General features: G+C 72.5%; 16 protein-coding genes. 5 read left to right on the forward strand and 11 right to left on the reverse strand.

Annotation, left to right across the window (positions count from 1 at the left end; all coding sequences use genetic code 11):
• Nucleotides 1–7 precede the first annotated feature (7 nt).
• From hisF to ACH34T_RS28095, 8 genes are all read right to left on the reverse strand, one after another.
• Nucleotides 8–769: an imidazole glycerol phosphate synthase subunit HisF gene (gene hisF / locus ACH34T_RS28060; protein ID WP_396023920.1), complete on the reverse strand. Its 762-nt coding sequence runs from the start codon at nt 767–769 to the stop codon at nt 8–10.
• Nucleotides 766–1,485 carry a bifunctional 1-(5-phosphoribosyl)-5-((5-phosphoribosylamino)methylideneamino)imidazole-4-carboxamide isomerase/phosphoribosylanthranilate isomerase PriA gene (gene priA, locus ACH34T_RS28065; protein ID WP_396023921.1) on the reverse strand — a complete coding sequence of 240 codons (720 nt, stop codon included), beginning with the start codon at nt 1,483–1,485 and terminating at the stop codon, nt 766–768. Before priA ends, hisF begins: the two co-directional genes overlap by 4 nt.
• A gap of 35 nt (nt 1,486–1,520) precedes the next feature.
• Complete coding sequence (gene hisH / locus ACH34T_RS28070) at nt 1,521–2,156, reverse strand: imidazole glycerol phosphate synthase subunit HisH (RefSeq protein WP_396023922.1); 636 nt, start codon at nt 2,154–2,156, stop codon at nt 1,521–1,523.
• Entirely contained in the window at nt 2,153–2,323 is a 171-nt protein-coding gene (locus ACH34T_RS28075) for a hypothetical protein (protein ID WP_396023923.1), read from the reverse strand. Before ACH34T_RS28075 ends, hisH begins: the two co-directional genes overlap by 4 nt.
• 2 nt (nt 2,324–2,325) lie before the next feature.
• The gene (gene hisB / locus ACH34T_RS28080) at nt 2,326–2,919 is read right to left on the reverse strand and encodes an imidazoleglycerol-phosphate dehydratase HisB (protein ID WP_396023924.1); all 594 of its coding nucleotides are present in this window, start codon (nt 2,917–2,919) and stop codon (nt 2,326–2,328) included.
• Between the two features lie 22 nt (nt 2,920–2,941).
• A complete protein-coding gene (locus tag ACH34T_RS28085) occupies nt 2,942–4,036 on the reverse strand; it encodes a histidinol-phosphate transaminase (RefSeq protein ID WP_396023925.1) in 1,095 nt (364 codons plus the stop codon).
• On the reverse strand, nt 4,033–5,340 hold the full coding sequence (gene hisD, locus ACH34T_RS28090; protein ID WP_396023926.1) for a histidinol dehydrogenase: 1,308 nt from the start codon (nt 5,338–5,340) through the stop codon (nt 4,033–4,035). The genes ACH34T_RS28085 and hisD overlap by 4 nt, the downstream gene beginning before the upstream one ends.
• A gap of 303 nt (nt 5,341–5,643) precedes the next feature.
• Nucleotides 5,644–6,489, reverse strand: a complete 846-nt coding sequence (locus tag ACH34T_RS28095) for a PhzF family phenazine biosynthesis protein (RefSeq protein ID WP_396023927.1) — start codon at nt 6,487–6,489, stop codon at nt 5,644–5,646.
• A gap of 130 nt (nt 6,490–6,619) precedes the next feature.
• Between ACH34T_RS28095 and ACH34T_RS28100 the strand changes: the two genes are divergently transcribed.
• Together ACH34T_RS28100 and ybaK are read left to right on the forward strand one after the other, a co-directional pair.
• Nucleotides 6,620–7,282 carry an LON peptidase substrate-binding domain-containing protein gene (locus ACH34T_RS28100; protein ID WP_396023928.1) on the forward strand — a complete coding sequence of 221 codons (663 nt, stop codon included), beginning with the start codon at nt 6,620–6,622 and terminating at the stop codon, nt 7,280–7,282.
• A gap of 23 nt (nt 7,283–7,305) precedes the next feature.
• The gene (ybaK, locus tag ACH34T_RS28105; protein ID WP_396023929.1) at nt 7,306–7,827 is read left to right on the forward strand and encodes a Cys-tRNA(Pro) deacylase; all 522 of its coding nucleotides are present in this window, start codon (nt 7,306–7,308) and stop codon (nt 7,825–7,827) included.
• On the opposite strand, the gene ACH34T_RS28110 is transcribed toward ybaK, so the two are convergent.
• Nucleotides 7,711–8,328 (reverse strand): hypothetical protein, encoded by a 618-nt coding sequence (locus tag ACH34T_RS28110; RefSeq protein ID WP_396023930.1) that lies wholly within the window; start codon nt 8,326–8,328, stop codon nt 7,711–7,713. The genes ybaK and ACH34T_RS28110 overlap by 117 nt on opposite strands.
• A gap of 96 nt (nt 8,329–8,424) precedes the next feature.
• Here ACH34T_RS28110 and ACH34T_RS28115 point away from each other — a divergent pair, with 96 nt between their 5' ends.
• Nucleotides 8,425–9,129, forward strand: coding sequence for a DUF6882 domain-containing protein (locus ACH34T_RS28115; RefSeq protein WP_396023931.1), 705 nt, complete (start codon nt 8,425–8,427; stop codon nt 9,127–9,129).
• 66 nt (nt 9,130–9,195) lie between these two features.
• Nucleotides 9,196–10,086, forward strand: coding sequence for an LLM class flavin-dependent oxidoreductase (locus tag ACH34T_RS28120; protein WP_396023933.1), 891 nt, complete (start codon nt 9,196–9,198; stop codon nt 10,084–10,086).
• A 4-nt stretch (nt 10,087–10,090) separates the two neighbouring features.
• Here the strand turns inward: ACH34T_RS28120 and dnaE are convergent, their stop codons facing one another.
• Nucleotides 10,091–13,621, reverse strand: a complete 3,531-nt coding sequence (dnaE, locus tag ACH34T_RS28125; RefSeq protein WP_396023934.1) for a DNA polymerase III subunit alpha — start codon at nt 13,619–13,621, stop codon at nt 10,091–10,093.
• A 124-nt stretch (nt 13,622–13,745) separates the two neighbouring features.
• On the reverse strand, nt 13,746–14,603 hold the full coding sequence (locus tag ACH34T_RS28130) for an AraC family transcriptional regulator (protein ID WP_396023935.1): 858 nt from the start codon (nt 14,601–14,603) through the stop codon (nt 13,746–13,748).
• A gap of 276 nt (nt 14,604–14,879) precedes the next feature.
• Here ACH34T_RS28130 and ACH34T_RS28135 point away from each other — a divergent pair, with 276 nt between their 5' ends.
• Nucleotides 14,880–15,248 (forward strand): chorismate mutase, encoded by a 369-nt coding sequence (locus ACH34T_RS28135; protein WP_396023936.1) that lies wholly within the window; start codon nt 14,880–14,882, stop codon nt 15,246–15,248.
• Nucleotides 15,249–15,315 lie beyond the last annotated feature (67 nt).

Raw genomic sequence — 15,315 nt, forward strand, 5'->3', positions numbered from 1 at the left:
CGGTCGCTCAGCGGACGGGGTCGCCCGCGGCGCGGAGGGCCGCCTTGACCTCGGAGATCGTCAGTTCGCCGAAATGGAAGACGCTGGCGGCGAGGACGGCGTCCGCGCCCGCGGCCACGGCGGGCGCGAAGTGCTCCACGGCCCCGGCGCCGCCGCTGGCGATCACCGGCACGGTCACCGCCGCGCGGACGCGGCGCAGCAGCTCCAGGTCGAAGCCCGCCTTGGTGCCGTCGGCGTCCATGGAGTTCAGCAGGATCTCGCCGACGCCGAGGTCCTGGCCGCGGCGGGCCCACTCGATCGCGTCGAGGCCCGTGCCCCGGCGGCCGCCGTGCGTGGTGACCTCGAAGCCGGACTCGGTCCCGGCCGCGCGGCGGGCGTCCACCGACAGGACGACGCACTGCGACCCGAACCGGTGCGCGGCCTCCCGCAGGAACTCGGGGCGCGCGATCGCGGCGGTGTTGACGGACACCTTGTCGGCGCCCGCGCGCAGCAGCCGGTCGATGTCGTCGACGCTGCGGACGCCGCCGCCGACCGTGAGCGGGATGAACACCTGCTCGGCGGTCCGCCGGACGACGTCGTAGGTGGTGGAGCGGTCGGCGCTGGACGCGGTGATGTCCAGGAACGTCAGCTCGTCGGCGCCTTCGGCGTCGTACCGGCGGGCCAGTTCGACGGGGTCTCCGGCGTCCCGCAGGTTCTGGAAGTTGACGCCCTTGACCACGCGCCCGGCGTCGACGTCCAGGCACGGGATCACCCGCACGGCGACGGTCACCTGACCGCCGCCAGGGCCTGTTCCAGCGTGAACGCCTGCGCGTAGAGGGCCTTGCCGACGATCGCGCCCTCGACGCCGTCGCCGGCGAGCCCGGCCAGCGCACGCAGATCGTCCAGGGACGAGACGCCGCCGGACGCGATCACCGGCTTGTCGGTACGGGAGCAGACCTCGCGGAGCAGGCCGGTGTTGGGGCCGCGCAGGGTGCCGTCCTTGGTGACGTCGGTGACCACGTAGCGGGGGCAGCCGTCGTCCTCCAGGCGGGCGAGGACCTCCCACAGGTCGCCGCCCTCCCGCGTCCAGCCGCGCGCGGCGAGCGTGGTGCCGCGCACGTCGAGGCCGACCGCGATCCGGTCGCCGTGCGAGGCGATGATCTTCCGGCACCAGGCGGGGTCCTCCAGCGCGGCGGTGCCGATGTTGACGCGGGCGCAGCCGGTGGCGAGGGCCGCGTCCAGGGACGCGTCGTCGCGGATGCCGCCGGACAGCTCCACCTTCACGTCCAGCCGCCCGGTGACCTCGGCGAGCAGCTCCCGGTTCGAGCCGCGGCCGAACGCGGCGTCCAGGTCGACCAGATGGATCCACTCCGCGCCCGCCCGCTGCCAGGCGAGCGCAGCCTCCAGCGGCGATCCGTAGGAGGTCTCGGTGCCGGCCTCGCCCTGGACCAGGCGGACGGCCTGGCCGCCGGCGACGTCAACGGCGGGAAGGAGCGTCAAGGACATGCGGAAACCCTATCGAGGCAGAGGGAAGGGGACGTTCAGGCGAGCGTGGTCAGCCAGTTGCGGAGCAGCTCGGCGCCCGCGTCGCCGGACTTCTCCGGATGGAACTGCGCGGCGCACAGGGGCCCGTTCTCGACGGCGGCGACGAACCGGTCGCCGTGCTCGGCCCACGTGACCAGCGGCGGCTCGATGACGCCGGTCGGGTCGGGCTCCAGCTCCCACCTGCGGACCGCGTAGGAGTGGACGAAGTAGAACCGCGCGCCCTCCAGCCCCCGGAACAGGACCGAGCCCTCGGGGACGTCGACGGTGTTCCAGCCCATGTGCGGCACGACCGGCGCGTCGAGGCGGTCGACGGTGCCCGGCCACTCGTCGCAGCCCTCGGCGGTGACGCCGTGCTCGATGCCCTTGGTGAACAGGATCTGCATGCCGACGCAGATCCCGAGGACGGGCCGTCCCCCGGCGAGCCGCCGTCCGATGATCTGGTCGCCGCGGACGGACCGCAGCCCCGCCATGCACGCCGCGAACGCGCCGACGCCCGGGACGACGAGGCCGTCCGCGGCGAGCGCGGCGTCCCAGTCGGCGGTGACGGTCACGTCCGCGCCGGCTCGGGCCACGGCGCGCTCGGCCGAGCGCAGGTTCCCCGACCCGTAGTCCAGGATGACGATCTCGCTCACAGCCACAGCACGCCCCCGGTGAAGGTGAGCGCCGCGAGCACGAACACGACCAGCGCGGCGATCTTCAGGCCCTGCTTGACGAAGCTGTACACGCCCGCCAGCAGGAACGCCGCCACCGCGAAGACCGCGACGTTGCCGTAGGTGAAGTGCAGGTCGCCGATGTCCACGGCTACAGGGCCCCCTTGGTGGACGGGATGCCGTGCACCTTCGGGTCGAACGCCACCGCGTCGCGCAGCGCGCGGGCGAGTGCCTTGAACTGCGCCTCCACGATGTGGTGCGCGTTCCGCCCGTACGGGACGTGGACGTGCAGCGCGATCCGGGCGTTCGACACGAACGACTCGAAGACGTGCCGGGTCATCGTGGTGTCGTACTCGGGGCCGATCATCGGGGCCATGCCGTCCGGCTCGACGTGCACGAGGTAGGGGCGGCCGGAGACGTCCACGGTGACCTGCGCGAGCGCCTCGTCCAGCGGGACGGACGCGTCCGCGAACCGGTGGATCCCCGCCTTGTCGCCGAGCGCCTCCCGGAACGCCTGGCCGAGCGCGATCGCGGTGTCCTCGATGGTGTGGTGGCTGTCGATGTGCAGGTCGCCGGTGGTCTTGACGGTCAGGTCGAACGACCCGTGCTTGCCGAGCTGGGTCAGCATGTGGTCGAAGAACCCCACGCCGGTCGCCACGTCGACGTGCCCGGTGCCGTCCAGGTCGATCTCGACGAGGACCTGCGTCTCCCCGGTCCCGCGTTCGACTCGTCCCTTGCGCGTCACAGACTCTCCTTCAATGTTTCCTTCAGGCCTTCAGTGTCTCGCTCAGCGCGGTGCGGAAGGCGGCCATCTCGTCCGGGGTGCCGACGCTGACCCGCAGCCACTCGGGCGGCCCCACCTCCCGGATCAGCACGCCGCGCTCCAGCAGGCCCTCCCAGACCGCGCGGCGGTCGGGGAACGTTCCGAACAGGACGAAGTTGGCGTCGGAGTCGGCCACCCGGAACCCCCCGGCGCGCAGCCACGCGACGAGATCGTCGCGTTCGCGGCGGAGCGCGTCGACGCCGCCGAGCAGTTCCTCGCCGTACGCGAGGGCGGTGCGCGCGACGGCCTGGGTGACGGCCGACAGATGATACGGCAGCCGGACGAGCAGCAGCGCCTCGACCACGGCGGGGTCGGCGGCGAGGTAGCCGAGCCGGGTCCCGGCCATGGCGAACGCCTTGGACATCGTCCGGGTGACGATCAGCCGGGGGCGGCCGTCCAGCAGCGTCAGCGCGGACGGCGTCTCAGCGCGGCGGAACTCCGCGTACGCCTCGTCGACGACGACCATGCCCGGCGCGACCTCCAGCACCGCCTCGATCGCCGCCAGCGGCAGCGCGGTGCCGGTCGGGTTGTTCGGCGAGGTCAGGAACACGATGTCGGGCCGGTTCTCCTGGACGGCGGCGACGGCGCGGGCCGGTCCGAGGCCGAAGTCCTCGTCGCGGAAGGCGTTCACCCAGCGCGTCCCGGACACCCCGGTGATGATCGGGTGCATCGAGTAGGACGGCTCGAAGCCGAGCGCGGTGCGGCCCGTCCCGCCGAACGCCTGCAGGATCTGCTGGATGATCTCGTTGGAGCCGTTCGCCGCCCACACCCCGTCGGCGCCGAGGCCGACGCCCGGCGTGTCGGCGTTCAGGAAGGCGGCGAGGTCCTCGCGGAGCGCGGCGGCGTTCCGGTCGGGGTAGCGGTTCAGGGTTCCGGCGACGTCCATGACGGCCTCGCCGAGGGCCTTCACCAGCCGCTCGGACGGCGGGTACGGGTTCTCGTTGGTGTTCAGCGCGTACGGGACGTCCAGCTGCGGCGCGCCGTACGGTTCGCGGCCGCGTAGGTCGTCGCGCAGCGGCAGGTCGCCGAGCGAGCTCACGACGGGACCTCCCAGTCGAAGCGCGCCTTCAAAGCGGCGCCGTGGGCGGGCAGGTCCTCGGCCTCGGCGAGCGCGACGACGCGTCCGGTGGCCTCGGCGAGCGCGTCCCGGTCGTACTCGACGACGTGCACGCCCCGCAGGAACGACTGGACCGACAGCCCGGACGAGTGGCACGCGCACCCGCCGGTCGGCAGCACATGGTTGGACCCGGCGAGGTAGTCGCCGAGCGACACCGGCGCGTGCCGCCCCACGAAGATCGCTCCGGCGTTGCGAACGCGGGCGGCGACGGCGGCCGCGCCGGCGGTGTGGATCTCCAGGTGCTCGGCGGCGTAGGCGTCCACGACCTTCAGGCCGGCTTCGACGTCGTCCACGAGGACGATCCCGGACTGCCGCCCGGCGAGCGCCTCGGTGATCCGCTCGGTGTGCCGGGTGCGGGCGACCTGCGCCTTCAGCTCGGTCTCGACCTCGTCGGCCAGCCGCACCGAGTCGGTGACCAGGACGGCGGCGGCGAGCGTGTCGTGCTCGGCCTGGCTGATCAGGTCGGCGGCGACGTCCACTGGGTCCGCGGTCGCGTCGGCGAGGATCGCGATCTCCGTCGGGCCGGCCTCGGCGTCGATGCCGATCACGCCCTTGAGCAGCCGCTTCGCGGCGGCGACGTAGACGTTGCCGGGCCCGGTGACCAGGTCGGCGCGCGGGCACTCGTCGGTGCCGTGGGCGAACATCGCGATCGCCTGCGCGCCGCCGGCCGCGTACACCTCGTCCACGCCGAGCAGCGCGCACGCCGCCAGGATCGCCGGGTGCGGCAGCCCGCCGAACTCGCGCTGCGGCGGCGAGGTGACGGCCAGCGACCCGACGCCGGCCTCCTGCGCCGGGACGACGTTCATGACCACGCTGGACGGGTACACGGCCCGCCCGCCCGGCACGTACAGCCCGACGCGCCCGACCGGGATCCACCGCTCGGTGACCGTCCCGCCGGGCACGACCTGCGTCGTGACGTCGGCGCGCCGCTGGTCGCGGTGGACGAGCCGCGCCCGCCGGATGCTCTCCTCCAGCGCGTCCCGGACGGCCGGATCAAGCTCGGCCAGCGCCCGGTGGACGGTCTCCACCGGAACGCGGACGCTCTCCAGCTCGACCCCGTCGAACGCCTTCGTGTACTCCCGTACCGCGTCCGAGCCGCGATGGCGCACGCCGTCGCAGATGGGCCGCACCTTCTCCAGGGCGGCCTCGACGTCGAGCTCGGCGCGGGGCAGCACGGAGCGCAGGTCGCCGGGAAGCGAGCCGCGCAGGTCGATACGGGAAATCACCCGTCCAGTCTACGGAGTGGCCCCAACCCCTCGCGCAGTGTCTGCCCAGGGGGGCGACCCCCTGGAACCCCCGTCACCGGCCGGTGGACCGTTTCCCGAGCCGCTGGCGCGTCTCGTGAAACGGCGCTTCCAACCCAGGGGGGCGACCCCCTGGAACCCCCGTCACCGGCCGGTGAACCGTTTCCCGAGCCGCTGACGCGTCTCGTGAAACGGCCCCCCGACCGGCGGGTCGTGCGGCCTCCGGCGCTGGGCGCCTCCGGCCGCACGACCCGTGGCCCCGGCTGAGGTCTTTGTGCGGGGGTGTCAGACGCGGAGGTCGGCGTCCAGGACGGTGACGGCCGTGCCGGACAGGACGACCCGGTCGCCGCGCAGCGCCACGTGGACGTACCCGCCGCGCGCCGACGCCTGGTAGCCGGTCAGCGTGTCCCGGCCGAGGCGCCGGGCCCAGTGCGGGGCGAGGGCGCAGTGGGCCGAGCCGGTGACCGGGTCCTCCCCGTCGCCGGGCAGGACGCGCGGCGCGAAGAAGCGGGACACGAAGTCGTGCCCCCGTCCCGCCCCCACCGCCGTGACGATCACGCCGCGGGCGTCGATCTCCGCGAGCGCCCGGGTGTCGGGGGCGACCTTGCGGACGGCCGCCTCGTCCTCGACCTCGACGATCAGGTCGTTCTGGACGTTGCGCCCGACGGCGGCAACCGTGACGCCGAGCGCGTCCGCGAGGCCCGCGGGGACGTCGGCGGGCTCGGCCGGGCAGGCGGGGAAGTCCATGGACAGCCGCCCGGTCCCGTCCCGGGTGACGGTGAGGACGCCGCTCTTCAGCGTCCGGAACCGGATCGGGCGGCCGGACGCGACCACGCCGGTCTCGTAGAGCGCGTGCGCGGCGGCCATCGTGGCGTGGCCGCACAGCGCGACCTCCATGACCGGCGTGAACCAGCGAAGCTCGAAATCCGCCGCGCCATCCCGGGGGGACGACCCCCCAGACCCCCCGGCCGCGTCTTCGACGGACCGGACGAAAGCGGTCTCGGAGTGCTTCATCTCGGCGGCGACCCGCCGCATCCACTCCGGGTCGGCGGCGCCGGGCGGCAGGCACACGCCGGCAGGGTTGCCGGCGAACGGGCGGTCGGTGAAGGCGTCCACGACGAGCATCCTCATGGGGACCGACGCTACCGACGATGACTTCCGCTTCACACTGTGAAAAATCGCCCCTTACCAAGATCATTGGACAGGACGTAGGCTTGCGCGGAAGGCGCTTTCCCGGCGGCGCCCCGACCGTGGAGCGACAGTGACCGAGCGGCTCGCCCTGTTCCCCCTGGGCACCGTGCTGTTCCCCGGCCTCGTGCTCCCCCTGCACCTGTTCGAGGACCGCTATCTCAGCCTGATCGGCGACCTCCTGGAACGGCCCGAGCCGCGCGGGTTCGGCGTCGTCGGCATCGAGCTCGGCCACGAGGTCGGCGAGGCCGCCGCGCACCGCCTCGCGGAGATCGGCTGCGTCGCCGAGCTGCGGGACGCGCGGCGGCACCCGGACGGCCGGTACGACATCGTGACGGTCGGCGCGCGCCGCTTCCGCCTCAAGGAACTGGACCGGTCCCGGCCCTACCTCCAGGGCGAGGTGGAGTTCCTCCCCGAGGAGCCGGGGGCCGACCCGGAGCCCGTCGCGGTGCGCGTCCGGCGGCTGTTCCGGCTGTACCGGCACCGGCTGATGGCCGCCGGGGCCGGCGCGTTCGAGAAGGGCGAGCCGCCGGACGACCCGGTCGCCCTGTCGTACGTGATCGCGGCGTCGCTCGTCCTGGACGGCCACGAGAAGCAGCGCCTGCTGGAGTGCGACGACGCGACGCTGCGCCTTGAGGCCGAGCGCGACCTGCTGGCCAGGGAGAACCGCATCCTGGACGTCCTCCCGATGATCCCCGCCGGGCAGTTCCTGGACGGGTCGTTCAACGCGAACTGACCCCGGCACGGCAGACTGCCCCCATGAGCAAGGCGAAGGGCGGCACCGGAAAAGGCGGCGCCGCGAAGGGCGGGACGGGCACCCCGGCGACCGTCGCCGCCGCGAAGGCGAAGATCGAGTTCACGCTGCACCCGTACGAGGCGGACCCGAACGCCGAGTCGTACGGCGAGGCGGCGGCCGACGCCCTCGGGATCCCGCACGGCCACATCTTCAAGACGCTGCTCGCCGAGGTCGACGGGCGGCTCACGGTCGGTGTCGTGCCCGTGTCGTCCAGCCTGGACCTGAAGGCCCTCGCGGCCGCGGCCGGCGGCAAGAAGGCCCGGATGGCCGAGCCGCGCGACGCCGAGCGCGCGACCGGGTACGTCGTCGGCGGGATCAGCCCGCTGGGCCAGCGCAGGCGGCTGCCGACCGTGATCGACGCGTCGGTGTCAGGGCTCGCGACCGTCTACGTCTCGGCCGGCCGGCGCGGACTCCAGATCGAACTCGTCCCCGCCGACCTCGTCCGCCTCACCGGCGCCCGCCTCGCCGCGATCGCCCGCGGGTAGCCGCCGGACGACCAGCTCCAGCAGCCCGTAGGCGGCGACCGCGGGCAGCGGCCAGAACACGAGGACGCCCTTGGCGCGCAGGTCGGCGACGCCGGTCACGGTCGTGCCGTCGCGCGCTGTCTGGACCGCGTCCTGGAACGCGTCGAGCCCGATCGTGTGGCCGATCTTCCAGGCCAGGACGGCCGCCGCCGTCCCTCCCACGGCCAGCCCGAGCAGCATTGCGACGTCGTCGCCGCGGCCGCCCGCCAGGAAGCCCGCGACGCCGCACAGCAGCCCCGCGACGAGGGCGATCAGGGCGAACCTGGCGTCGATGCCGATCGGGCCCTGACCTTCCGGTTGGGCAAGCAACGGCTCACCCTGGACTATTACGTATGTCACCTCGGGGACGGTCTTGGCCCACAGCACTCCCACGAGGGGGCCCGTCAGCGTCACGATGGCGGCGGTCACCGCCCAGGTCACCAAGAACCTCATCGCCGAGAGCCGCCCGGTGGGTCCCCGCACCTCGTACGCTCCTCGTTGGAAGTCCGCTGACAACGAAAGCCTAGCCTGTCCGATACGGCCCCATGATCGCCTCGACACTGGGATAATGTGCCCGACATGTCCGGATTCAGTCCCGCGTTCGAACGCCTCGGCGCCGCCCTGGCGGCCGTCGTGCTGCAGCAGCAGGAGACGCTCGCCGAGTTCCTGCCGCGCGAGGACTGGAGCGCCGACCTGACCGCCCGCACCTACTCCAGCGGCGGCGTCACCGTCCGGGTGTCGCTGCTCGGCAGCTACGCCGCGCGGGAGCGCACCTGGCTGTGGGGATGGGCGAACCCCCAGTTCGGCGACGCGCACCCCGCGGTCACCCCCACCCTCGTCATCCGGACGGTCGGCGAGCGGCTCGGCATCACCGAGTTCACCACCCCCGAGGTCGACCTCTCCTGGTACGAGGGCCCGGCCGGGCACGGCGGCGAGTTGATCGCGATGGCCGCGGGCGGCGTCCTCGGCGGCGCCGGCTACATCGGCGCAGGCTACGACGGCGGCTCCGCCTACCTGCACGTCGACGACCCGCAGGCCCCGCCCGCCCGCTGGGACCCGATCCCCCTCCCCCGCATCCTCGCGAACGCGACGAGCCTGTTCCCGCACGAGCCGCGCCTGACGCTCGCCGGGTTCCTGTCCCGCCACCGCGTCCCCTACCGCCAGACCGACCTGCTCACCGAGGCGCTCCTCCCCGGCGGCGCCACGGCCCGCGCCCGCTTCGACGGCCTCGGCCGCTTCGTCGACTGGCACGGAGAGCTGAGCACCGCCGCGCTGAGCACCTGACCCGGCGGCGCCGGCCCGTATCACTACTGATTCGGGCGCGGCCGGTGGCTCGGTAGCTTCGGCTGCATGACCTTCCGATTCGGCATCCAGCTCGCCCCGTCCGCCGCCGGGCTGGGCGAGGTCCGCGCCCTCGCCCGGCACGCCGACCGCGACGGGCTCGACCTGCTCGGCGTCCAGGACCACCCGTACGCGGCCGGCCAGGCCGACACGCTCGCGCTCATCGCGACCCTGCTCGCCGACACCGAGCGGCTGCGGGTGTTCCCGGACGTGGCGAGCCTGCCGCTGCGGGGTCCCGCCGTCCTGGCCAAGCAGGCCGCGACCCTCGACCTGCTCAGCGGCGGACGGTTCGAGCTCGCGCTCGGCGCGGGCGCGTTCTGGCCCGCCATCGCCGCGATGGGCGGCCCGGACCGGACCGCGGGGGAGGCGCTCCGGGCGCTGGAGGAGGCCATCGAGATCATCAGGGGCATGTGGCGTCCGGGCGAGACGGTCGAGGTCAGCGGCGCGCACTACACGGTGAAGGGCGTCCACGCGGGCCCCGCCCCGGCGCACCCGGTCGGCATCTGGCTGGGCAGCGTCGGCCCGAAGGCGCTCGCGCTCACCGGCCGCGTCGCGGACGGCTGGGCCGCGCCGATCCCGCACTACCTGCCGTACGAGACCTGGCGCGGGGCGCAGGACATCATCACCCGCGCCGCCGAGGACGCCGGACGCGACCCGTCCGCGATCACCCGCATCGCCCAGTTCGTCGGCCACATCACCGAAGCCCCGGCGCCCGTCCGGCTGGAGGGCGAGGAGCCCATCCGCACGGACGCGGCGGGCTGGGCCCGCGTCCTCGCCGACCTGGCCGCCGACACCGGCTTCGACACGTTCGTCTACTGGCCCGAGACCGCCGACGAGACACAACTCCTCCGCTGGACCCGAGAGGTCGCCCCCGCCACCCGCACCCTCCTGAACAACTGACCCGTCAGCCCAGGCAGGACGGGCCAAGGAGTTGTTTCAGGTCGCCCATCAGGGCCGGGGACGGGGCCACGCGGAGGCGGTCGTCCAGGCGGACGACCGTGGTCCGCGGGCCGTTCTGGACGTGGAGGTGCACCTCGGACCGGCCCGGGTGGGTGACCAGGACCTCCTTGAGCCGCGACACCATCGGGGGCGTGCACCGGCCGAGCGGCATCGTGACCGCGAACGGGCCGGTCGCGTCGGTGATCGTCAGGTCGGGCTGGGCGACCTCCATCGCGATGATCTTCGCGACGTCCTCGCGGCGGTCGAGGCGGCCCTTGACGATCAGGATCGCGTCCTCGGCGAGCAGCGTCGAGCACAGCTGGTAGGACGACGGGAAGCACAGCACCTCGATGGAGCCGCCGAGGTCCTCCAGCTGGAACATCGCCCACGAGTTGCCCTGCTTGGTGACCTTGCGCTGGAGGCCCGACAGCAGCCCGGCGACGACCACGACCTGGCCGTCGGGGCGCTCGCCCTCGTTCAGGACGGCGATCGTGCAGTCGGCCTCGCGTTCCAGGATGTGCTCGACGCCGAGGAGCGGGTGGTCGGAGACGTACAGGCCGAGCATCTCGCGCTCGAAGGCCAGGAGGGTCGTCTTGTCCCATTCCTCGGCTTCGGGGATGGCGACGGCGAACGCGTCGTCGCCGCCGTCCTCCTCCAGGGCGCCGAAGAGGGAGTCCTGGCCGACGGCCTCCTTGCGCTTGATGTCGATGACGGAGTCGATCGCCTGCTCGTGCACCATCAGCAGCGCCTTGCGCTGGTGGTCGAGCTCGTCGAACGCGCCCGCCTTGATCAGCGACTCCACGACCCGCTTGTTGCAGACGATCGGCGGGACCTTGCTGAGGAAGTCGTTGAAGTCGGTGTAGGCGCCCTTCTCCTTGCGGGCGGCGACGATGCCGTCCACGACGTTGGTGCCGACGTTGCGGACGGCCGACAGCCCGAACCTGATCTCGGTGTCGCCCAGCGGCGTGAAGTCGGCCTCGGAGGTGTTGACGTCCGGCGGCAGCACCTTCAGCCCCATCCGGCGGCATTCGGACAGGTAGAGGGCGCTCTTGTCCTTGTCGTCGCCGACGGACGTGAGCAGCCCCGCCATGTACTCGGCCGGGTAGTTCGCCTTGAGGTAGGCCGTCCAGTAGGAGACCAGCCCGTACGCGGCGGAGTGCGCCTTGTTGAACGCGTAGTCGGAGAACGGGACGAGGATGTCCCACAGCGTCTTGACGGCCTCCTTGGAGAAGCCGTTGTCGACCATGCCCTGCTCGAAGCCGACGAACTGGGCGTCCAGTTCCGCCTTCTTCTTCTTGCCCATGACGCGGCGGAGAAGATCCGCTTTGCCGAGCGTGTAGCCCGCCACCTTCTGCGCGATCGCCATGACCTGCTCCTGATAGACGATCAGGCCGTAGGTCGTGTCGAGGATCTCCTTGAGCGGCTCCTCCAGCTCCTTGTGGATCGGGGTGATCTCCTGCTGGCCGTTCTTGCGGAGCGCGTAGTTGGTGTGGGAGTTCGCGCCCATCGGGCCCGGCCGGTACAGGGCGCCGACGGCGGAGATGTCCTCGAAGTTGTCGGGCTTCATCAGCCGCAGCAGCGACCGCATGGGGCCGCCGTCGAACTGGAACACGCCGAGGGTGTCGCCGCGGGCGAGCAGGTCGTAGGTCGGCTGGTCGTCCAGGGGGAGGGCGAGCAGGTCGACGTCCACGCCCTTGTTCTTCTTGATGCCGCTGAGCGCGTCGTCGATGATCGTCAGGTTCCGCAGGCCCAGGAAGTCCATCTTCAGCAGGCCGAGCGTCTCGCAGGTCGGGTAGTCGAACTGCGTGATGATCGCGCCGTCGGCGTCCCGGCGCATGATCGGGACATGGTCGGTGATCGTCTCACCGGACATGATGACGCCGGCGGCGTGCACGCCGGTCTGGCGGATCAGGCCCTCCAGGCCCTGCGCGAGGTCGACGGTCTGCTTGACGTCGGGCTCTTCCTCGTACAGCCTGCGCAGCTCGCCCGCCTCGCCGTGGCGGGGGTGCTTGTCGTCGAAGATGCCCGACAGCGGGATGTCCTTGCCCATCACGGTGGGCGGGAACGCCTTGGAGATGCGGTCGCCGAGCGCGTACGGGAAGCCGAGGACGCGGCCCGCGTCCTTGATCGCGGCCTTCGCCTTGATGGTGCCGAACGTGGCGATGAACGAGACCTTGTCGGCGCCCCACTTCTCCGTCGTGTACTTGATGACCTCAGCGCGCCGGTCTTCAGGGAAGTCGATGTCGATGTCGGGCATGGACGCGCGCTCGGGGTTCAGGAACCGCTCGAAGATCAGCCCGTGCGGGATCGGGTCGAGGTCGGTGATGCCCATCGCGTACGCGATCAGCGACCCCGCCGCGGACCCCCGGCCGGGGCCGACCAGGATGCCGTTCTCCTTGGCCCACATGATGAAGTCGGCGACGACGAGGAAGTACGACGGGTACCCCTTGCCGAGGATGACGCCCATCTCGTACTCGGCCTGCTCCTTGTACCCGTCGGGCAGGCCGTCCGGGAAGCGGCGCTCCAGGCCCTTCCAGACCTCCTTGCGGAACCAGCTCTCCTCCGTCTCGCCCTCGGGGACGGGGAAGCGGGGGCTGAGGTCCTTGTACTCGAACATGCCGTCCGGCTCGACCCGCTCGGCGATGAGCAGCGTGTTCCGGCAGCCCTCCGCCCAGATGTCGGACGAGTCGATCGCGCGCATCTCGTCGGCGGTCTTCAGGTAGTAGCCGGACCCGTCGAACCGGAACCGGTCGGGGTCGGCGAGCTGCTTGCCGACCTGCACGCACAGGAGCGCGTCGTGCGCGGTGGCCTCCGACTCGTGCGTGTAGTGCGAGTCGTTGGTGACGACCGGGGGGATGTTGAGCTTCTTGCCGATCTCGACGAGCCCGTCGCGGACGCGGCGCTCGATGTCCAGGCCGTGGTCCATCAGCTCAAGGAAGTAGTTCTCCTTGCCGAGGATCTCCTGGAAGTTGGCGGCGGCCTTGAGCGCCTCGTCGAACTGGCCGAGCCGCAGCCGGGTCTGGACCTTGCCGGACGGGCAGCCCGTCGTCGCCATGATCCCGTCGGCGTGCTCGGCGAGGAGCTCCTCGTCCATCCGGGCGTACTTGAAGACGAAGCCCTCGGTGTAGGCGCGGCTGGACAGCTTGAACAGGTTGTGCAGGCCCGTCCTGTTGCGCGCCCACAGCGTCATGTGGTTGATCAGGCCGCCGCCGGAGACGTCGTCGCGCTTCTGGCTCGGCTCACCCCACTGGACCTTCTTCTTGTGGTAGCGGGACTCGGGCGCCATGTACGCCTCGATGCCGATGATCGGCGTGACCCCGGCCGCCGTCGCCTGCTTGTGGAAGTCGTAGGCGCCGTGCATGTTGCCATGGTCGGTCATGGCGATGGCGGGCATCTTCTGCCGTCCGACCTCGTCGAACATCTGCTTCAGCCGAGCGGCCCCGTCCAGCATGGAGTACTCGGTATGAACGTGCAGGTGAACGAAAGAGTCGGCCATGCCTGCTGCGCCTCCTGCTCGTCGCATGCGAACGCGCACGCACCTGGGCGGTACGTGGCGGCATATCGGTTCCGGGGGAAGATCGTCAACCCGGCGGGGGCCGGAATGACGCGGTCCTGAGAGCCTAACTCGATCGGCCGGGCGCGGCCGGCACGACGCGCCCAATCGTGCGGGCACTACGGTAGGCGCCCGGAGGGACACCCAGCGTGCGCTTGAAATGGCGGGTCAGATGGGCCTGGTCGGCGAAGCCGGTGCGGGCCGCGACGTCCGCCGGGCGCAGGCCCTCGTCCAGCAGTGCCCGCGCCTCCTGCACGCGCATCTGGTTGAGGTAGGCGTGCGGCGGCAGGCCGACGGTGTCGCGGAACGCGCGCAGCAGCGGGAACGGGCGGGTCCCGACGGCCTCGGCCAGCTCGTCCAGCGACGGCGGGCCGACGAGGCTCGCGTGCAGGATCTCGCGGGCCTCGCGGACGGCGCGCGGCATCCCGCCGCCGGACGCGCCGCCCCCGCGGAAGCCGTGGGCGTGCCGGGTGAGCAGCCCGGCCAGCGCCCTCCTCAGCGTGGTGGACGCCGCCAGCGCGTCGCCCTTCTCCCCCGCCCGGTGGACGGCCCGCACCAGATCGGCGGAGGCGGGGTCGTCCAGGACGGGGTCCGGGAACGCGGGCGTGCCAGGACGCGCGCCCAGTTCGGCCGCCACCCCGGCCACGACGTCGACCGGCGGGTAGATCACCCGGTACGCCCAGCCCTCCGGCGCGCCCGCGTGGCCGCCGTGCACGACGCCGGGGTTGACCACGACGACCGAGCCGGGCCCCGCGCGCTGCACGCCGCCCGGATGCTCGAACTCCTCCACGCCCGCCTCGATGACGCCGAACACGTAACCGTCGTGGATGTGCCGGGTGAACCGGTGCGTCACGAAGCGGGCCCGCAGCAGATCGACCTCGGGCAGCGTCGGATGCCGGTAATAATGCGCGGCCTCTTCCCCCATATCGGACAGTTTATCGACGACGTCTCACACGGCGGGACGATCCGCCGGGCGTTTGACGCGCACCCGCCGGTCCGGCATACGATCAGCGGGTGGAACGTCGTCACTTCAGGTTTACGCGGCCGGCTCCGGGCGAGCCGGTCGCCGCCGCGACCTGAGCGACGACCCCGGAGCCGGCAAGGCAGAGCCCCGCAGCGGGCTCTGCCTTTTCTGTCGATCGGAGCGGCCCGGGCACGGATCCCCTTGCGCGAACGGCCGCCGCACGAGAGGGAACCCGACATGCACGACCAGGTCATCGAACCCGTGGAGGACGCCGCCGCCTGCCCGTCCTGCGGGCGGCCGGGCCGGGACGGGGAGCTGCGCGTCGCGCTGCCATCCGCGGAGGCCGTCACGACGCTCGGCGAGGCCAGGGCCGCGATCGACGGCCTCGACGCCGCCCTCGCCGTCCTGCTGGAGCACCGCGCCGCGGTCGCCGCCGTCGTCCAGCGGCTCAAGCCGGTCGGCGGCTTCGCCGGCCGCGACCCGGCGCGCGAGCGGGAGATCGTCGAGGCGATGGCGGCGCACGCCCCGTCCCTCGGCCCCGACCGCCTCGCCCGCATCATGACCGCGGTCATCGAGGCCGGGCTCGACGCCGCCGAGGGCCGGTGACCGCCGTCCCCCGCCGCCGCGGGGCGCAAAAACGTTCAAGACCGCGGGCGCGCCCGTCCCTAGCGTG

The sequence above is a fragment of the Actinomadura sp. 9N215 genome, assembly GCF_044326345.1.
GTDB lineage: Bacteria > Actinomycetota > Actinomycetes > Streptosporangiales > Streptosporangiaceae > Spirillospora.

Coding starts and splice junctions, on each gene's coding strand:
- priA (WP_396023921.1), bottom strand. CDS start 1,485: ATGTCCTTGACGCTCCTTCCCGCCGTTGACGTCGCCGGCGGCCAGGCC.
- ybaK (WP_396023929.1), top strand. CDS start 7,306: ATGAGCAAGGCGAAGGGCGGCACCGGAAAAGGCGGCGCCGCGAAGGGC.
- dnaE (WP_396023934.1), bottom strand. CDS start 13,621: ATGGCCGACTCTTTCGTTCACCTGCACGTTCATACCGAGTACTCCATG.
- ACH34T_RS28115 (WP_396023931.1), top strand. CDS start 8,425: ATGTCCGGATTCAGTCCCGCGTTCGAACGCCTCGGCGCCGCCCTGGCG.
- ACH34T_RS28095 (WP_396023927.1), bottom strand. CDS start 6,489: ATGAGGATGCTCGTCGTGGACGCCTTCACCGACCGCCCGTTCGCCGGC.
- ACH34T_RS28135 (WP_396023936.1), top strand. CDS start 14,880: ATGCACGACCAGGTCATCGAACCCGTGGAGGACGCCGCCGCCTGCCCG.
- ACH34T_RS28120 (WP_396023933.1), top strand. CDS start 9,196: ATGACCTTCCGATTCGGCATCCAGCTCGCCCCGTCCGCCGCCGGGCTG.
- ACH34T_RS28130 (WP_396023935.1), bottom strand. CDS start 14,603: ATGGGGGAAGAGGCCGCGCATTATTACCGGCATCCGACGCTGCCCGAG.